Consider the following 16,876-nt stretch of genomic DNA (forward strand, 5'->3'; position numbering starts at 1 on the left):
CGCGCAATGGCACAGGTGGAACCGATAGAGGCCGAGGAGGCCGTAGCGCGCCAACCGCGTGTGCTGACCAGTGCGGTGTGGCGGGTCTCGGCGCGCATCGCGAGCTCGGTTGCCTTCGGTCTCACGCTGCTCCTGCTGGCACGTATCTCGCCCGTGAGCGAGTTCGGCCAATTCATGGTGGCCGGTGCCGTAACGGCGGTGGCGCTCATCGTGTTTGGCTTCGGAGCCCCACAGCGTGTGTTGCGGTCCGCAGCGGAACCTGACTCGGCCAGTCTTACCCGCGGGCTGTATTTGTTGCACACCGGATGCAACCTCAGCGTGACCACCGTGATGTTGGCCGGTTCGGCGGTATTGGGCCTGCCCGCCCCGATATTGGCCGGAATCATTTGGGCCAGTGGCGATGCGCTCCAGATGTACGCCCAAAACCACCTCGCCGGGCTTGGCCACCATCACAGCGCAAGCTGGCTCGTAACCACTCAGCGCATTGTGCCGTGCCTGACGGTGGTGGTATTGCTGGTGACACATCGGCCTGCGTACTTCCCTGTGGTGGCCGCCGCCTTCGCGACCACCCAGCTCATCGGGGTGATTGCCCCGGTGTGGTCGGTGCGAGGGGCGACGGGTGACCTACGCGCGGCGCTGCGCGGTTCGTTCCGGTGGTGGGGGCTGACCATGTCCGGTGTGCTGGCCCAGCTGCAGGCACCCGTGGTTGCCGCCATAGCCAGCACGACGGTGGTCGGACTTTTCGCCATGGCGTCGAAGGTCACCGGTCCCATGACGCTCCTGCCCGCTTCCGTGGTGACTGTCGTGATTCCGGAGCTGGCAAGGCGATTGGGCACACCCGGGTTCGGGAGACTGTACGGCACCGTCTTGAAATTGAGTTTCGGCTACGCTGCTCTTGCGCTCATCGTCGCGTGGCCCGCCGGCATCGTCGTTACCGCGATTGCCGGTCCCAGTTATGCAGCGGCCGCCCCGCTGGTGGCGGGAATGGTTGTGGCAGCAGGGCTCTCCACGTGCTCGCAAAGCTTCGCCGCGTCGCTAATTGCCGCAGGGCATCCCCACTACGTGACGGCATGCATCGTCTGCGGGGGCGTCGTGGCCTTGATACTTCTGGCGAGCTTCGCCGCGTTAGGGCCGATATGGTTGCTGGGGACTGCGCCGATCGTCGCGGAAATACTGGTTCTAACGGGAATTGCGTACTCAGCGCGCCATATCCGACATGCTACGGTGACCCGATGACAGGAATTCGGAATGTCACAGGTCCGATCCTGCAAGCGATTTTGCTCCTGATTCTGGTAGGGGTAGCCGGCTGCGCGACCGAAGCGCCGGATCCGCTCGATTCCGCGGGGCAGGCAAACGACACTGCGACACCGAGAGTCGAGTCGACCGCTCTGCAGGCCGTCATCATCAGCGATGGCCTGACCGCGCAGTCACCGTATGGCGGCATCGGCGTCAAAAACTGGACGGGACAACTGCGCCGGTCGCTTGGGCAGGCCGGGATCGACATGTACGTGCGCTCCTCGGAGGGGCCGGCGGCATACACCGACCTCGGGCCGCCTTTCACAACTTTCAGTCGCGAAGTCACGCGGAGGGTGAACCCGGACACCGATTTGGTCGTTTTGTTCGGCGGTGCTCATGACATCACCGCCGTCGAGTCGTTGGGCGCAGAAGTGACAGCCACCGTCGGCACAATCAGAGAGATAGCGCCCGCAGCGAAAATCATTATGGTCGGCCCGATCTGGGTGAGGCCCGAGCCGCCTTCGGTGCCGATGCTGGCGTTGGACGACGCGCTAGCTGCGGCGGCGGCCGATAACGGCGTCGAGTTCATCAGCCCGATCAAGGAAGACTGGTTCACCAATCACCCTGAATACATGGCACCGGACGGCAACCATGTGACCAACGCAGGACATCAGGCGATTGCCGCGCGACTGGCCGACCGGCTGGCCGATGCGGCGCGGGCCCTGGCAACTCCGACGCCGTGAAACGACAGACGTCACCCACGGTGAGCGCGGCTAGCCGTCGCCTTGGACCCGCGGCTGGTAAAGGGTCGCACCGGCCGGCACATCCTTGGTGACGAGGGCGCAAGCCCCGATCGTCGCACCGTCCGCGACGCTGACACCTCGCAGAACAGTCGCGCGAGTTGCGATCCACACCGAATCGCCGATCTCGATCGGCGCATTGTCGAACTCGAAGGACGCACTTTGCCGGTCATGGCTACCGGTGCAAATCAGCGCCTGCTGAGAAATGCACGTGTTCGAGCCGATGGTGACGTTCTCCAAGTTCAGGATCCAGCACTCCTCGCCCAACCAGCTGTGGTCGCCGATCTGCAATTTCCACGGCCAGTGGATCTTCACGTTATAGCGGATCAGAACGCCCTTGCCGATCTTTGCGCCAAAGAACCTCAATACGATGATGCGTAAAGAGTTCGGGCACCACCAATGCATCGTCAACCAATGAGATGCCATCATCCACAACACCTGGATGACGGCGGGCCGACCCTTGTCGTAGCCGGCGCCGCTGAAATTGCGTAACGCGAATCGGGAACCGGGTGACACTGATTCGCCGGGCTGGGGAGGAATTATCACTGGGATGCTTTACTCGAATGGTGGCGGGCAGATCTGCGGACGAATTTCTCGGGTATGGTAGCAGCGCGCCGCTCGGCCCGGGGCACGGCGTTCTCATAGGATCCGACTGAGCCAGGTCTGCGATGCCCGCCGCACGCTCGACGCCGGCCCGAGGCGCGCACAGCTATCTGTTCAGCGCTTGGATCGCGGAGACGACCGGTTTCGGGCTGTAGTCCATTCTGTAGAGCCCGAAGTTGAAGTCGAGATTCGCTTTATCCGAACTCAAATCCTTGGTGGTGAACAGAAATGATGGTCCCAAGAATGAAATGGCACTGGCGCGATCCAGGAAATCGACCAGGATTGCCGCCTGGCGCTGTTCGGACACCGCCGCGGGGTTGGTGCCCGTTGCTTGACCGTATTCAGTGAGCCAAATCTTCTTATTGGATTGACCATGCGTCGACATCACATTGTAAATATTCATTATCGATGCGCCGCGGCCGGCCGGGTCCTCGGTGATCGGGTAAGGGAACGTGTATGGGTGCACACCGACGGAGTCGAAGCTGTCGCCTGCACCTGCGTCGTAAAGTTGGCGAACGAAATCGGCGGGGTTAACGCCATGCCAGTTGGACGACAATCCGCCCGACATCACATTCGCGTCCGGTTGGACGGCATGGATGCTCGAGTAGGCCGCCCGAAGGAGGGCGGCGTAGCGCGGCACGTTCACCGGCACGAAGTACTCCGGGACGTTGGGCTCGTTCCATATTTCCCAGGTACGGACCGATTTCTTGTAGCGCTCGGCAATTAGTCGGGTGATGTTTCCGAAGGTTGCCGGGTCTGCAGGCGGGTTGCCGTTCGCGGTGATCTCGGTCCCAGGAGCCTGGGCCCAAAGCGGCGCCGGCCCAGTGATCAGCACAAGAATGTTGAGGCTGTGTGCCGACGCCGCCTGTATCGCATTGTCGACCGCGGCCCAGTCATAACTTCCGCGGTTCCACTCGAGCTTGTGCCACTGAACTACGACTCGGACCCAGCTGGCTCCGAGGTTGCGGATGGCTGCCGCGTCGTCTCGGTAATTGGCAGGCGGGCCGCCGATCATGGTGGCCAAACTGGCCACCCCGAACGGTGCGGTGGTGGCCGCGTCAGCTGTCGGAGTACGCGGCGCCGAGGCGGAAACCGGCATCGCCGCCATCAAGGCGACGATGCAGCTAACCGCAAGAACCCTGCGGCCAGTCCTCCGGTTTCCGTTGTGGTACAAGTTCTCAGCCGTGGCCGCTGGCCACGTTCACCTTAGTTACGGCGTCGTCGTCCATCCCCTGCGCCGAGGTTGGGGGTTTCGGCGGAGTCGGCTTTCCTTGGCGCTCACGGCCGCTGCGAACAGCGCTGATCACGAACGCGATCACGAAGCCAGCGGCCAAGCCGGCGGCTGCCCCGATGCCGAGGTAGACCACGTTCAGCTTCGACGACGCCTTCGCATCCGGGGTGGCTCGCTCGACCACAGAGAGAACCACCGGCGGCGGTCCACCGCCAAGCGGCCGTTCCAATTCGCCCACGAGCGCGATCAGCTGGTCCGAGACACCGTTGGCCAACGCCGCTGCGGTACCGGGGTCCGCGTTGTCGACGCCGATGTCCATGATGATTGTCCCGGGGGGGACGTCGACATGCAGATTCTTGGAAAGCGTGCTGACGCTGACCGATTGACCCGAGCGGGTGATGGCCTCACGCAGAACCTTTGGATCCGACGCCAACACCTCATAGGTCTTGACGCGTTGTTGACCGGCCAAAGTGCCTTGATAGACATCATTCAGGTCGGCAGCGTTAGTGGTGAAGAACAATCGCGTCGTCGCTCGATACGCCTCGGGACGACTCCAGCTGTAGAGCGCGGCGATCCCCAAGCCGACGACGGTAGCCAGAATCAACAGCACCAAGTAACGCCGAATAAAATCCATTCGCAGACTATATCGCAGCTCCGCAAACTTCCCGCCGAGCGGTCATGGGGGTCACGAAGGCAGAACGAACGCCCAGTCCGGGGCACAGTTCGCGGCCGTGAAGAAGCTTGCTAGGCCTCGTCGTCAGCGGTGGAGCGTGGAAGATTGTCAGTCGACGGCGTGCCGAATAGCATGAACACCTGGCTCTGGAGGAACCATTTCTTAATCGGTAATGGCGAGAACTCGACACGCTCGGTCCGAAAGCTGTCCGAGAATCTCTTTGCCGTGACACGCCAATCGTAGCCGCGGTGGGAGGATTTGATGTCCGTAGCTCTGGTGGCCGGCCGGCCCAGAAACGCCGCGCGCAAAAGCTCCGCGAGCGGGGTCGCCGGCTTCCGGCGGTGCAGAATGGCGCGGCTTCCCTCCTTCAGTAGGAGTATCGGTCCCATCTCAATGGGCACCGATATCAAGAGTTTGCCGTCCGGCCGCAATACTCGGGTAGCGAATTCGATGAACTCCTCAGTTTCAGGCGCCGTCAAATGCTCGCACACCTCGAACGCGGTGAGAATACTGACTGAGCTGTCGCCGATGGACGCGGAATCGGCGACGACCTCGAAGTCGTCGTATTGTGCCGGCATATACGGGTCATAGCCCAACAATTTGACGTCGGGCTGAGAAGCCTTGATCTCAGCGGCGAGATTGTGGAGGAACAGGCCGGGTCCGCACCCATAATCCGAGAGAGTCGCCGAGCCGGTTAAATATGGCTTCACAAAACCTACGGACTTCTTCATCCGCTCGCGATGGGCGAACCGCGCAATCGGATTGGGATTTGCTACGGTTTGCTTCTCGTAGGAAACAGCCACGGTTTCGCTCCAGCTAGTCGGCCAATGGTTCACAGACGCTAACACGCGCGGTTCCGAACAAGAGCCGAACTGCCGCGAAAGCACAAAAGCAAGCCTCCGCGGTCGAAGCTGCTTTGACCGCAGCAACATGCGATGACGGGCGTCGTGGCCCCAGTTGCGCTTCCAACAGCAAAGTTATAACTATCGATCTAGCACTACTGATTCGGTGGTTGGCAATCCATTACCGATGTCGGTCCCGCCAGCAAGCCCTACCAGCGGCAAGCGCGCCTGTGGTACCGGAAGCCCTGGTGCTGGCAAATTGAATGTGTAGGATTTCCACGGTGACGACGCTGAACGCGGCCGTCATACACGGTCATGCAGTCCGTTTGGGTAGGCCGCGCGGCGGGTCTTGTCGAGCGCCGCGGGGCTTCAGCGAAGTGAAACCAATACACTGTGACACCTGCTGTGCTCAATGGAAGAAAACTTTGTCGGGAGGTGAGGCGTGCGACGGAGCGTACTCGCTCGGGTGCTGCTCCATAACCTAGAGGCTGTGGCGGTTGCACTGATCCTCGGTGCGCTGGTTGGGCTCATATATTCGCTTATTCAGCCCCCCTCGTATTCCGCCACCGCACGGGTCATGGTCATCGCGCAGCGCGGTGGAGGGACGTTCGATGAGCTGGCAACGTCCTATCTCACCCAGCGACGGGTAGAGAATTACCGGACACTTCTCACCAGCGTGAGCCTGCTCGACCGAGCGATCACGTCTCACGGATTGCCCGCGTCGTCAAAGGAACTCGCTGACAATTTGACGGTGGGATCGCCGAAAGACACCTCGTTGATCGAGATAACCGTTTCGGCCCCATCTCCCGCGCTGGCAGCGGATTTCGCCAGCGCCATCGCGCAAGAGTTCAGCGCCGCCTCGGCCCAGCTTGAGGGCAAGGCCCCGATTCACTCGAAACTGGTCGCGTACGCCGACCTTCCGACCCGCCCGGACAAGCCACGGACCACGTTGAACATCATCAATGCGGCGCTCGTCGGTGCGGTGACCGCAATGGCTCTCGCCGTCTACGGTGCCCGCACGAACCCCCGGTTGTCTTATTTGCCCGAAATCTCAACCATTGGTGGTGTTGCGATCCTGGGGCAGATGTCCATCGACAAGCAGATGTTCTCGGCGGGCCAGCGGTCAGCCGCTCGACAGACCGCGGCGGTCAAGATCAACACAGATCGGCTCGCCGAGCGGCTCCTGGCAACGGGCTGGGTCGATCAGGACGTTGAGGTCGTCTGTCGGGATCGCCGCCTCGGTGATTTGGTGGCTGACATGCTGAAACGATCGCTTACCGACAGGGCCCCTGTGTTGGCCACCGGCCGCACCGTGTCGACTTCGAAGGCGGCCGGGGTGGCCGGAGCTAACATGCGGGTAGGGGTCATGGCCGCCGCTACGCGATGGCAGGATGCGAAAACGTTCGTCGAAGAATTGCAGCAGCACGGTGAGCGCCACGCGCTGGTCATCGTGTATCAGCGGTAGCTAGAGCATGGATCAAATGGGACGGAGAATTGGCGTAGATGGGTGGTAAGAGGCCAAATGTGTTCGTTTCGCTGTTTGCGTGGCTACTGCCATCCTCGGCGTTAAAGACCTGGGTCTTGCGCCGGTTGGGCAACGAGATCGGCGAAAACGCGTTCCTCGGGCCAAATTTGGTATGGAATTGCGGAAACTTTTCGGTGGGTGACGACACCATCGTCGATCCCTTCAACCTGTTCAAAGGCCTGGCGCGCGTCGAGCTGGGCTCGCGAGTGCGCATCGGCCGCTATAACCAGTTCTCCGCGGTGCCGGCCTATCAGCAATTCAGCGACAAGGTCGGTTTGTTCATCATGCGTGATATCAGCCTGGTCACGAACAGGCACTACATCGACTGCTCGGGGCAAGTAATCATCGGTCACCACGCTGCCGTGGGGGGGATGCGCACCATCATTCAGAGCCACGAATTCGACCTCGCAGCGTCCGGTGCCACCATCGGCAAGGTCACCGTGGGGGAGTACGCGATGACGGGTGCCTGCTGTCTACTTCTCAAGGATTCGTTTGTGCCGCCGTACTCCGTTCTCGCCGCTGGCACCGTGATGTCGAGGCAGCGGGAAAACGGCGACGCCAGGCGCGGGCTTTACGGTGGAGTCCCGGCGAAATTCATCCGGGAGTTGCCTGACCTGGACTGGTACAGAGATGACGACGTGGTGAGGCCCGTGAAGCCGTTCGACGATGCTGCCTTTCGGCTGGACGGGTCATGAGTAGCGGACTTCGGATCATCTCGCTCATCGCGGTCCTCGTCTTGGGCGTTGCCGCCGCGTTGCTGGTGGTATTCCGAAACACCGACCTGCCGACCAAGCGCGCACCCTTCACGAACGTGACGTATACCTATGGCAACCCGCCGAGTTCCGACGGAGCCGGCTATGCCATGAATTTCAAGGACGCGGACCCCGCCGACCCGGTGGGAGCGGGCATCCGGGTCCTCACGGTCGGCGACGTGAGTGCCGGCCCCAAGCTGGCCGGCCAGGAAATGACACAGGGCGTCTCCCAATCGGACAGCGCCGCAACCTATTTCGAGAAACAATTCCCTCAGCCGGTCACCCGGATCGGGATCGACACCACGCTGCCTCCTGAAGCTGGCCAAAACGTCGTGGTGGCGATGATCATCGCCGACGGACCACTGCCAGCCGAATTCAGCGGAAAGTCGCCCCGGCCCAACGTCGGTGTGCACCTTGTGATTACACGTCAACAATGGGAACTGGGAGTGTGGCCGACCAACGGCCAACTGGAGGTCATTGCCGCTGGCGTGTTCGATACGAGACGGTTCTTTCAGCCACTGCGCTACGAGGTATACCGGGACGGGCCCACTGTTCGCATCGTCCAGCCCGACGGGAAGACGGCGCTGGTCTCCGACCAACGAATCGCGGAATACTCCGGGAATTGGGGGGTATGGGAGATATTCCAGCAGGGCAGGGGCACGCCCAGTCCGCTCATTCGCTCGTGGTGGGCGCAATGACAACAGAGGATAGCCAATGACCGTCGCGCTTCTTGTGACGTCCACGATCGCCATCGCGATCGCAATCTGGGACCCACGCCCGCTGCTCAAGGAAGCGGACACCCTGATCGTGATCTGGATCGTGGCGCTGGCCGCTTGGCCGTACATCGTCATTTATTGTGTGGCGCCATTCTTTTGGGCAGATGCTGCCGAGGCCGGCGTTTTGTCGCCGGCACTCCAATTCATTCCTGCCGCCGCGGTTTCTGCCATCGCATTGTTTTCGGCGCTCCGGGAAAAGCAGGTCGATATCAGCCTGCCCGCGGCGCTCGTCGGAGTCTCGATTGTATTTGCCGCTGTAGCTATCGGGGCATCTGGTTTCTCGAAGGTCATAAATTTCGGCCTGGCGGTTAGCCTTTATGCGGGAGTCATCTTGAAGTGGCGAAAGGTGACCCTGAGGTCCGTCGGCGTGGGTGCGCTAATAAGTTTGTCTTTGATGGCGCTGGCCACAACTATCGGAGCGGTCGCCAATAGCAGCGCGGTGGTGGCACCATGCCGCCAAGACAAGTGCGGACTGGTCAGTGAAGCGTTGACTTCGCCATTCGCTGGTAATGGGAACGTGTTGGGCATGGCGACGACATTGCTCGTGCCGTTTGCGTTCGCGGTGTTGCCGGCCTGGCGTTCGCTCATCGTCGTGGCGGGAGTGGGAGGCCTGCAGTTCTTGGCAGGCAGCCGGACAGCGATGTTCGCCTTGGCGGTCGGCGTCGCGGGATTGGTGGTCATCTCACTTTGCCGAACCATACGGGCGCGTCTGGTTGCCGCCACACTTGCGCTAGTCGTCGGCTTCGCGGCGTCATTGCGTTTCATGTTTGTGAATTACAGCGGCTCGACGGATAGCTACCGAGGTTATCTCTGGGATATGGCCACCGAGGCGATTCGCCGGGCACCGGTATTCGGCCACGGCCCCGGATATTGGTGGCAACTCAATGACAGCGCGCTTTTCCAGGCTAATTATTCGCCACACAACGGCTGGCTTGACTTGCTCACCGCGGTAGGGGCATGGGGCGTCATCGTCATTGTTGCAGGAATTATTGTGCAACTGTTAACTACCGCGCGTACCGCATTGCCGTGGCTGATCGCTTATTATGCGACGGTATTATCTGTCGGCATGTTGGAGTCGCCATATGTCCCGTACTACTACGGGATTTTGCCCTTCACCGCAATTATGCCGCTGATGATTTATGAGCCCAGGGAGTCAATGGATCCGGAGTTGGACGAAAATCTTTCGATCGTTCCAAGTATTCCGGTGGGCGAGAAGGTCGAAAACAAAGACCCGTCGACGGCGGCCATTTGATCGGCCCGAGCATACAGCGACGTAGGTGTCCTGGCGGGTCGGTGACCCCCGAGGTTCACAGACAACGGGTAGCGGTCGACGCATCGCTCAAATTCCCATACACTCTCCACGGTGAATCATGGTGAGTTGGTGCGCCGGTACTTTCCCGAGGCTCACGTCAATGGCTTCAGCCATATTGACGGAACTGTCATCTTCTACACACAAATCCGTGCCGCTTTAAAGCCGACTGATCGCGTGCTCGATTTCGGTGCAGGTCGAGGTGAATCGCTCTGGGACGATACCGTCGAGTACCGCCGCGAGTTGTGCAATCTTCAGGGAAGTTGCGCTCATATAGAGGGATGTGACCTCGACAAGGTCGTGCTGGAGAATCCGTTCGTTGATCACGCCGAAGTGGTGACCATTGGCCAGCCGCTCCCTTACCCCGACCATTCGTTCGACATCGTCATAGCGCGGGCGGTATTTGAGCACGTCAGCGAGCCTGATTGGGTGGTCCAGGAGCTACTCAGGGTGGTCAAGCCAGGAGGGCTCATAGCGGCAACCACGCCCAACAAGACCGGCTATATCGGCCTGGCGGCGCGATTGGTACCCAACAGGTTTCACGTCGCCGCCCTCAGCAAAATCCAGCCCACTCGCAAGCCCGAGGACGTTTTTCCGACCCGATATTTGCTCAACACGCCGAAGGCTTTACAGCGGGCATTTGGGCATGCCGCGGACGTCTTTGTGGCGCGGACCTCGCCAGAACCCGCGTACCACTTCGGGTCGCCGTTTCTATTCCGAGTGATGATGTTGGTCGCGAGGGTTCTTCCGAGTTGGCTGCAGCCCACCCTTTATGTATATATCCGGGCGCACGCCGCTTAGCTACGCTAAGCCGCTTTGCCACTCAGCTGATGATGCGTCGGCGCAACGGCCAATTTTTCCGCCTCCGTCGGCTTCTCCACGGCCGGCTGTGGGGCTGGGAGTGAGCCGCAATAGTGGTCCCGGCCAGCGGATACTCTGGCTTCGTTAGATGGACAGCTCGCGCTAGGAAACGGCGACGGGCAGTACTAAACGGCTGCGGGATGTTTAGTCGGCTAATTTGCAGTTGCGTATGAAAGCACCCTCGTGCATGATTTCTAAGTGCCCCCGACGACCTCAACCTCAACTGAACGTCTGGACTCATCGCGCGTTCGGCGCCCCAGTTACTGGAATGTCGCGGGGGTCTTGGCGACATTGGCGGTGCTCGCCGGCGTGATCGCCGGAGTCTATGCCCAGGCGGCTGGCGCGACAGATTCGCCGCCGGTTGCCCGTGACCGGCCCGAGATCGTTGCTGAGCAGCCGGCCGCTAAAACCTATCGGATTGCCGTCATCGGAGATTCCACCACTTCGGGGAGTGACTTCGGTGGCCGAGGACCCCAGGGGTGGCCGGAGCTTGTCTGGGGCGACTTGCGGTCGCAACAGCTACTCGTGGCGCCAGACGTCTCCGGGCGGGGTGGTTCCGGGTACGTCCGCCGTGGACTCGAGGCCACTGTGTTCCCGGAGGAAGCGGCACGAGTGATTAGTCCCCACGACGACTTGATTGTGTTTTTCGGTAGCACCAACGATGGCGCTGAGTCGCTCGACGAGGTCGCCTCGGCAGCTCGCTCGGCATATGAAGAGGCCCGGCGGATCGCGCCGCAGGCAGCCCTGCTCGTGATTGGTCCGTCCTGGCCGCGCCCGGATGTACCCGAGCAGCTCTTGGGCATCAGAAACGTCCTGCGGGACGAAGCTCAGCGCGTGGGTGGGACGTTTGTCGACCCTCTGTCCCAGGGATGGTTCTGGGACGGGCCGCCGGAACTCATCGGCGGCGACAATGTCCATCCCACCGACGCCGGACACGTCTATCTCGCTCAGCACATCGAGCCGCTCATCAAGCAGGCGCTGGGAATCTAGGCGTATTGAACGAAGAACGGCCATGCCCGCCTCGAGATGGTGGGTGCTGTGGCAGTGGCTGATCCACCGACCGGGCAATTCGTCTCGAAACGCTGACACCGACCAGTGCCCACCGTGATGAATTGACGCCGTCCGACGCTTTCTGCGTCGCATCGCGCGGCTATCCGCGGGTTACTTTCTCCATCTGACGGCGACGGTCGAGCGCGGATGCATCGGGGTTGGCCACCTGCACAAGGGAGGCGCCGACAGCGAAGACGGCCAGCAGGTTGTCAGTGAGGTCATCGGCTGTCGCCCAGCCGGACGTCGACATCACGCGGTCGCCACGGGTGAAACCTTGTGCAGCAGCAGAGGATTGGGCGGCGGCTAGAAGGTCTGCGACGGAGCGTCCGGCTAGCGCCGGCCCCGGCTGGCGTTCCGGTAACATCTGGTCGCCGTGCACACGCACCGCCGTCGCGTAGTCGGTCAGGCCGACGGGCAGGTCGGCGACCGGCTTCCCGAACGGGTCGAGCGAAAGCACCGCGATCTCGCCGGTGCCGACGGCATCATCTGCGTCCGACAGCCGATCGGCGGTGCACAGCGCAATGTCCGCGTCGCCATCGAGCACAGCTTCCGCGCCGATCCACCAGATTCCGAGGAGCACGGCAGCGGTCTGCCAGTGCGCGGGCAGCAGCACCGCGACCCGGCTGCCCGGTCCCGCACCCAACTCGTCGCGCAGCAGGTTGCCGGTCTTGGCGGCCCAGTTGGCAAGCGTGACAGTCGACAGCTCGATGCGTTCGCCGGTGGCATCGTCGTAATAGGTGATCCGCGGGCCCATCGGGTCGGCCGCCATCAACGGATCCAACAGTGCCGATGTGAGCGTGCTCAGTTGACGCACGCCGGATCGTTAGCGCCCGCAGTGAGGATCGGCGACGGCGCAGGCTGGCCCGAATCGGTGGTTCCCGCGGCTGCCGGGTCGACGGTGGTCAGCGTCGGATCGACGCCGCTCGAGCCCGGTCCCGTGTAATCCGCCGAGAGCACCACCCGCGCCGAACCGGGCGACACCGACGCGTTCTCGATGACCGGCAGCCCGCCGAGTTCCTTGGAAACCGCTTGCGCGCCAAGGTCATCGGCCTTGGCCGCCTGCACCTGGCTACCGGTGACGTGACCGCCCTCGTTGTTGCCGGTGGCGCCCGGGGTGAATCCCTTGTTGGTCAGCACCTGCGATACCGCGGCGGCCAGCCCATTGATATCTGTGTCGTTGACCACCTCGACGGTGGTTTTACTTGGCGCATAAGCCAATTGCTCGGTCTTGCCCTGATCCTGCTCCTGCAGCAGGCTGGCCACCCAATCCTTCACCTGATTCGGATCGACTCGCACCACGCTCTGCATTCCGTCGTCGCTCCATCCGGCCTCTTCGAGGATTGGAATTGTCGCGAATGCGACGCTGCCGGCGGCGAGCTTCTGCAGCTGCTTGACGAAATCCATGATGTCCCAGCCCTCGGACAGCACGACCGAGCGCTGGACTGCGTCCTCGAGGCGATTCAGGGTCGACGGGCTCGACAGCGTCTTGCTGGAGATCACGTCGTGCGCCAGCGAGGCCATCACGGCCTGCTGGCGGGTCACGCGGTCCAGGTCGCCACGCGGGAGGTCGTGACGCTGCCGAACAAAGCTCAACGCCTGCGGACCGTTCAGCTTCTGCCAGCCCGCCGGGAAGTCAGCGCCCGAAAGCGGTTCGTACACAGCATCTTTCAGGCAGACATTGACCCCGCCGAGAGCGTCGGTGATCAACGCGAAACCGAGCAGGCCGATTTCGGCGTAATGGTCGACGGTGACGCCGGTGAGTTTGGCGACGGTCTTGATCAGTGCTTCGCGGCCGGCCTCGATCGCCTCTGGTTCGGCCTTCGCCGGGTCAACGCCGTTTTGTTCGACGAGTTCGGTCTTCTTCTCGAAATAGGCCGAGCCGTACACGCCGTTGATCTTCATCTTGTTTCCGCCCGGCGTCTGCACGTAGGAGTCGCGGGGGATCGAGATCGCGGTCGCCGACTTCCCGTTGTTCGGGATGCGCACCAGGATGATCGTGTCGGTGTTGGTGGACTCGTTGTCGCCGGCCCGCAGCGTTGCCAATTCCTCTGCCGAAAGAGGATTACCGTGCGCGTCGGTGCGGCTGTCCAAGCCGACCAGCAGGATGTCGATCGCGCCGTCCGCGCCGCCCTCGCCCAACGCGACCGAGGAAAAGTGGTTGATGCCCGATTCGAATGACCGGATCTTGCCCCACGCGACACCCGTGCCGACCACAATGGCCAGGGCCACCGTCACAGCGATGACACGCGACAGGCGAGCGGGCATCTGACCAGGCTACTGGCGAGACGGGCGCAGACCGGGTAGCGCAGCTCGGCGTGCCAGACTCAAGTACATGTCTGACCGAATCGTTATCTCCGGCGCGGCCGGCATGGTGGGTCGGCGGCTGGCAATGCAGGCTCGACGGCAGGGACGCGATGTGCTGGCCCTCACCTCTGCGGAGTGGGACATCACCGTCGCTGCCGCCGCGGAGCGGTTCGTCGATGCCGGCGACGTCGTGATCAACTGCGCGGCCTACACCAAGGTCGACGCGGCCGAGCAGGACCAGGAACGGGCGCATGCGATCAACGCCGTCGGGCCGGAGAACATCGCGCAGGCCTGCGCAAGGGCGGGCGCGCAGTTCATCCATATCTCCACCGACTATGTGTTTTCCGGCACGCAGCGCCGGCCGTATGAGATCGACGACGAGACCGGCCCGCTGAGCGTGTACGGACATACCAAGCTCGCCGGCGAGCTGATGGTCCTTGCCGCCATGCCCGACGCGCACATCGTTCGCACGGCTTGGGTCTATGAGGGTGCCGATGGTGGTGATTTCGCCGCGGTGATGCGACGGCTGGCCGCCGGTGACGGTCAGGTGGAAGTAGTGGCCGATCAGGTGGGTTCGCCGACATACGTCGGCGACCTCGTCGAGGCGCTGCTGCAGCTGGCCGACACCGCCTCGATCCGCGAGCCCGTGCTGCATGCCGCTAACGAGGGCGCGACCAGCCGCTTCGAACAGGCGCAAGCGATTTTCGAGGCAGTCGGCGCCGATCCGAGTCGCGTGCAGCCCGTCGACAGCGACCGCCATCCCCGCCCCGCGCCCCGGCCCGCTTATTCGGCGCTGTCCGCGCGCCGATCCACCCAGGCCGGACTCAAACCTCTTCGACCATGGCGCGATGCGTTGGCGGCGGCTCTGTCCTCGGCCGGCCCGCTACCCTCTACGCCGTGAGTCAGGGATTGCCGGTCTGGTGAGTGACGAATCGGTTTCAGTCGCGTGAGCGACGGTCTGACAGTGGTCACGGTGACGTATTCACCCGGCCCGCACCTCGATCGGTTCCTTGCGACGCTGTCGCACGCCACCGAGCGTCCCGTCACGGTGATCATGGCCGACAACGGGTCAACGGACGGCGCGCCGGAAGAAGCGGCGCAGCGCTACTCGAATGCCCGTCTGCTGCACACCGGCGGCAACTTGGGTTACGGCACCGCCGTCAACCGCGCGGTCGCCGAGATCACGCCCTCGTCGGAGTTTGTGGTGGTCGCCAACCCCGACGTGCAGTGGGGTCCGCGCAGCATCGACTTGCTGCTGGAGGCCGCCGAACGCTGGCCACGTGCGGGGGCGTTGGGACCGCTGATCCGTGACCCCGACGGCTCGATCTACCCGTCGGCGCGCCACCAGCCCAGCCTGGTCCGGGGCGGCATGCACGCCGTCGTCGGACCGTTCTGGAAAGCCAACCCGTGGACGGCTGAGTACCGCCAGGAACGAACCGCGCCCAGCGAACGCCTCGTAGGCTGGCTGTCCGGATCGTGTCTGTTGCTGCGGCGCTCCGCGTTCGATGAGGTGTCGGGGTTCGACGAGCGCTATTTCATGTATATGGAGGACGTGGACCTGGGTGATCGCCTCGGCAAGGCGGGCTGGCAGAACGTTTATGTGCCAGCGGCGGAGATTTTGCACGACAAGGGCCACGCCACGGGTCGCGACCCGGCCCGCAACTTGGCGGCCCACCACAAGAGCACTTACACTTTCCTGGCGGATCGGCATCCGAAGCGGTGGCAGGCGCCATTGCGGTGGACGATAAGAGCCGCGCTCGGTGCGCGTGCGGGCCTGGTGGTCCGCGATTCCCGGCGCAAGCAGAGGAAAGGACTGCGGTAGTGGTCAATCCGGCGGAGGTGGACGCGATCGTACTGGTCGGTGGGCTCGGCACCCGACTGCGGCCGTTGACGCTGTCGGCGCCCAAACCGATGCTTCCGACCGCGGGCCTGCCGTTCTTGACTCACCTGCTGTCCAGAATCGCCGACGCGGGCATCGAACACGTCGTGTTGGGCACGTCGTACAAGGCGGCCGTGTTCGAATCGGAATTCGGTGACGGATCCAAACTCGGCCTGCAGATCGAGTATGTCGTCGAAGACGAGCCGCTCGGGACGGGCGGCGGCATCGCCAACGTGGCGGGGAAGCTTCTGCACGACACCGCGCTCGTGTTCAACGGCGACGTGCTGTCGGGCGCGGATTTGCGGGCGTTGCTGGAGTCGCATGGGGACAGCGGCGCCGACGTCACGCTGCACCTGGTGCGCGTCGGTGACCCTCGCGCGTTCGGCTGCGTTCCGACCGATTCCAACGGAGTAGTGACGGCGTTCCTGGAAAAGACGCAGGATCCGCCGACCGACCAGATCAACGCAGGCTGTTATGTGTTCAAGCGCGAGGTGATCGAGCAGATTCCGAAGGGCAGGGCCCTGTCGGTGGAGCGCGAGGTGTTCCCCAGTCTGCTGTCCGACGGGCTTCGGGTGTGTGGCTACGTCGACTCGAGCTACTGGCGCGATATGGGCACGCCAGAAGACTTCGTGCGAGGTTCAGCCGACCTGGTGCGGGGCATCGCGCCATCGCCCGCGCTCGGCGGCCTGCGTGGCGAGAAACTCGTGCATGACGGCGCCGCCGTCGCGCCTGGCGCGCTGCTGATCGGCGGCACGGTTGTCGGCCGCGGCGCCGAGATCGGCGCGGGTGCCCGCTTGGATGGAGCGGTGATCTTCGACGGGGTGCGGGTTGGCGCGGGCGCAGTGATAGAGCGCTCGATAGTTGGCTTCGGCGCCCGCATCGGCCCGCGTGCGTTGATTCGCGACGGCGTAATCGGCGACGGTGCGGACGTCGGTGCGCGCTGTGAATTGCTGCGCGGGGCGCGGGTGTGGCCCGGGGTCACCATCCCGGATGGCGGCATCCGCTACTCCACCGACGTCTGAGCGATTTCGGCGC

17 protein-coding genes and 1 pseudogene are annotated in these 16,876 nt (G+C 62.9%); 11 read left to right on the plus strand and 7 right to left on the minus strand.

Annotated elements, in window-relative coordinates:
• The first annotated feature begins 6 nt into the window (after positions 1-6).
• Both MYCSM_RS37030 and MYCSM_RS06515 read left to right on the plus strand, forming a co-directional pair.
• Entirely contained in the window at positions 7-1,236 is a 1,230-nt protein-coding gene (locus MYCSM_RS37030) for a lipopolysaccharide biosynthesis protein (protein ID WP_015305348.1), read from the plus strand.
• A complete protein-coding gene (locus tag MYCSM_RS06515; RefSeq protein ID WP_015305349.1) occupies positions 1,233-1,979 on the plus strand; it encodes an SGNH/GDSL hydrolase family protein in 747 nt (248 codons plus the stop codon). The genes MYCSM_RS37030 and MYCSM_RS06515 overlap by 4 nt, the downstream gene beginning before the upstream one ends.
• A 30-nt stretch (positions 1,980-2,009) precedes the next feature.
• Here MYCSM_RS06515 and MYCSM_RS06520 read toward each other — a convergent pair whose 3' ends face one another.
• The 4 genes from MYCSM_RS06520 to MYCSM_RS06535 all read right to left on the minus strand — a co-directional run bounded on the left by MYCSM_RS06520 (position 2,010) and on the right by MYCSM_RS06535 (position 5,346).
• On the minus strand, positions 2,010-2,582 hold the full coding sequence (locus MYCSM_RS06520; RefSeq protein ID WP_015305350.1) for a putative colanic acid biosynthesis acetyltransferase: 573 nt from the start codon (positions 2,580-2,582) through the stop codon (positions 2,010-2,012).
• A gap of 163 nt (positions 2,583-2,745) precedes the next feature.
• Positions 2,746-3,747 carry a cellulase family glycosylhydrolase gene (locus tag MYCSM_RS06525; RefSeq protein WP_015305351.1) on the minus strand — a complete coding sequence of 334 codons (1,002 nt, stop codon included), beginning with the start codon at positions 3,745-3,747 and terminating at the stop codon, positions 2,746-2,748.
• Between the two features lie 70 nt (positions 3,748-3,817).
• Positions 3,818-4,504 carry a YveK family protein gene (locus tag MYCSM_RS06530; RefSeq protein WP_015305352.1) on the minus strand — a complete coding sequence of 229 codons (687 nt, stop codon included), beginning with the start codon at positions 4,502-4,504 and terminating at the stop codon, positions 3,818-3,820.
• A 110-nt stretch (positions 4,505-4,614) separates the two neighbouring features.
• Positions 4,615-5,346 carry a class I SAM-dependent methyltransferase gene (locus MYCSM_RS06535; protein WP_157681287.1) on the minus strand — a complete coding sequence of 244 codons (732 nt, stop codon included), beginning with the start codon at positions 5,344-5,346 and terminating at the stop codon, positions 4,615-4,617.
• Positions 5,347-5,851: 505 nt separating this feature from the next.
• Between MYCSM_RS06535 and MYCSM_RS06540 the strand changes: the two genes are divergently transcribed.
• The 6 genes from MYCSM_RS06540 to MYCSM_RS06565 all read left to right on the plus strand — a co-directional run bounded on the left by MYCSM_RS06540 (position 5,852) and on the right by MYCSM_RS06565 (position 11,598).
• Positions 5,852-6,850 carry a YveK family protein gene (locus MYCSM_RS06540; protein WP_257720755.1) on the plus strand — a complete coding sequence of 333 codons (999 nt, stop codon included), beginning with the start codon at positions 5,852-5,854 and terminating at the stop codon, positions 6,848-6,850.
• A gap of 38 nt (positions 6,851-6,888) precedes the next feature.
• Complete coding sequence (locus MYCSM_RS06545) at positions 6,889-7,605, plus strand: acyltransferase (RefSeq protein WP_015305355.1); 717 nt, start codon at positions 6,889-6,891, stop codon at positions 7,603-7,605.
• The gene (locus MYCSM_RS06550) at positions 7,602-8,360 is read left to right on the plus strand and encodes a hypothetical protein (protein WP_015305356.1); all 759 of its coding nucleotides are present in this window, start codon (positions 7,602-7,604) and stop codon (positions 8,358-8,360) included. Before MYCSM_RS06545 ends, MYCSM_RS06550 begins: the two co-directional genes overlap by 4 nt.
• A gap of 16 nt (positions 8,361-8,376) precedes the next feature.
• Positions 8,377-9,690: an O-antigen ligase family protein gene (locus MYCSM_RS06555; protein WP_015305357.1), complete on the plus strand. Its 1,314-nt coding sequence runs from the start codon at positions 8,377-8,379 to the stop codon at positions 9,688-9,690.
• A gap of 111 nt (positions 9,691-9,801) precedes the next feature.
• The gene (locus tag MYCSM_RS06560; protein WP_015305358.1) at positions 9,802-10,548 is read left to right on the plus strand and encodes a class I SAM-dependent methyltransferase; all 747 of its coding nucleotides are present in this window, start codon (positions 9,802-9,804) and stop codon (positions 10,546-10,548) included.
• Positions 10,549-10,890: 342 nt separating this feature from the next.
• Entirely contained in the window at positions 10,891-11,598 is a 708-nt protein-coding gene (locus tag MYCSM_RS06565) for an SGNH/GDSL hydrolase family protein (protein ID WP_051073715.1), read from the plus strand.
• 27 nt (positions 11,599-11,625) lie between these two features.
• Here MYCSM_RS06565 and MYCSM_RS39000 read toward each other — a convergent pair.
• The 3 genes and pseudogenes from MYCSM_RS39000 to MYCSM_RS06575 all read right to left on the minus strand — a co-directional run.
• Positions 11,626-11,751 (minus strand): annotated as a pseudogene (locus MYCSM_RS39000) (multicopper oxidase domain-containing protein); the annotation flags it as partial.
• 7 nt (positions 11,752-11,758) lie between these two features.
• Positions 11,759-12,463 (minus strand): TIGR03089 family protein, encoded by a 705-nt coding sequence (locus MYCSM_RS06570; RefSeq protein ID WP_085976604.1) that lies wholly within the window; start codon positions 12,461-12,463, stop codon positions 11,759-11,761.
• Entirely contained in the window at positions 12,460-13,923 is a 1,464-nt protein-coding gene (locus MYCSM_RS06575) for an LCP family protein (protein WP_015305361.1), read from the minus strand. Before MYCSM_RS06575 ends, MYCSM_RS06570 begins: the two co-directional genes overlap by 4 nt.
• Positions 13,924-13,990: 67 nt before the next feature.
• Between MYCSM_RS06575 and rfbD the strand changes: the two genes are divergently transcribed.
• Genes rfbD through MYCSM_RS06590 form a run of 3 tightly spaced genes read left to right on the plus strand, consistent with a single transcriptional unit; the run spans position 13,991 to position 16,863 of the window.
• A complete protein-coding gene (gene rfbD, locus MYCSM_RS06580) occupies positions 13,991-14,863 on the plus strand; it encodes a dTDP-4-dehydrorhamnose reductase (RefSeq protein WP_015305362.1) in 873 nt (290 codons plus the stop codon).
• A gap of 45 nt (positions 14,864-14,908) precedes the next feature.
• Positions 14,909-15,784, plus strand: coding sequence for a glycosyltransferase family 2 protein (locus MYCSM_RS06585; RefSeq protein WP_015305363.1), 876 nt, complete (start codon positions 14,909-14,911; stop codon positions 15,782-15,784).
• Positions 15,784-16,863, plus strand: a complete 1,080-nt coding sequence (locus MYCSM_RS06590; RefSeq protein WP_015305364.1) for a sugar phosphate nucleotidyltransferase — start codon at positions 15,784-15,786, stop codon at positions 16,861-16,863. The genes MYCSM_RS06585 and MYCSM_RS06590 overlap by 1 nt, the downstream gene beginning before the upstream one ends.
• The last annotated feature ends 13 nt before the right edge of the window (positions 16,864-16,876 follow it).

Origin of the sequence: Mycobacterium sp. JS623 (genome assembly GCF_000328565.1) — a bacterium.
Classification (GTDB): Bacteria; Actinomycetota; Actinomycetes; order Mycobacteriales; family Mycobacteriaceae; genus Mycobacterium.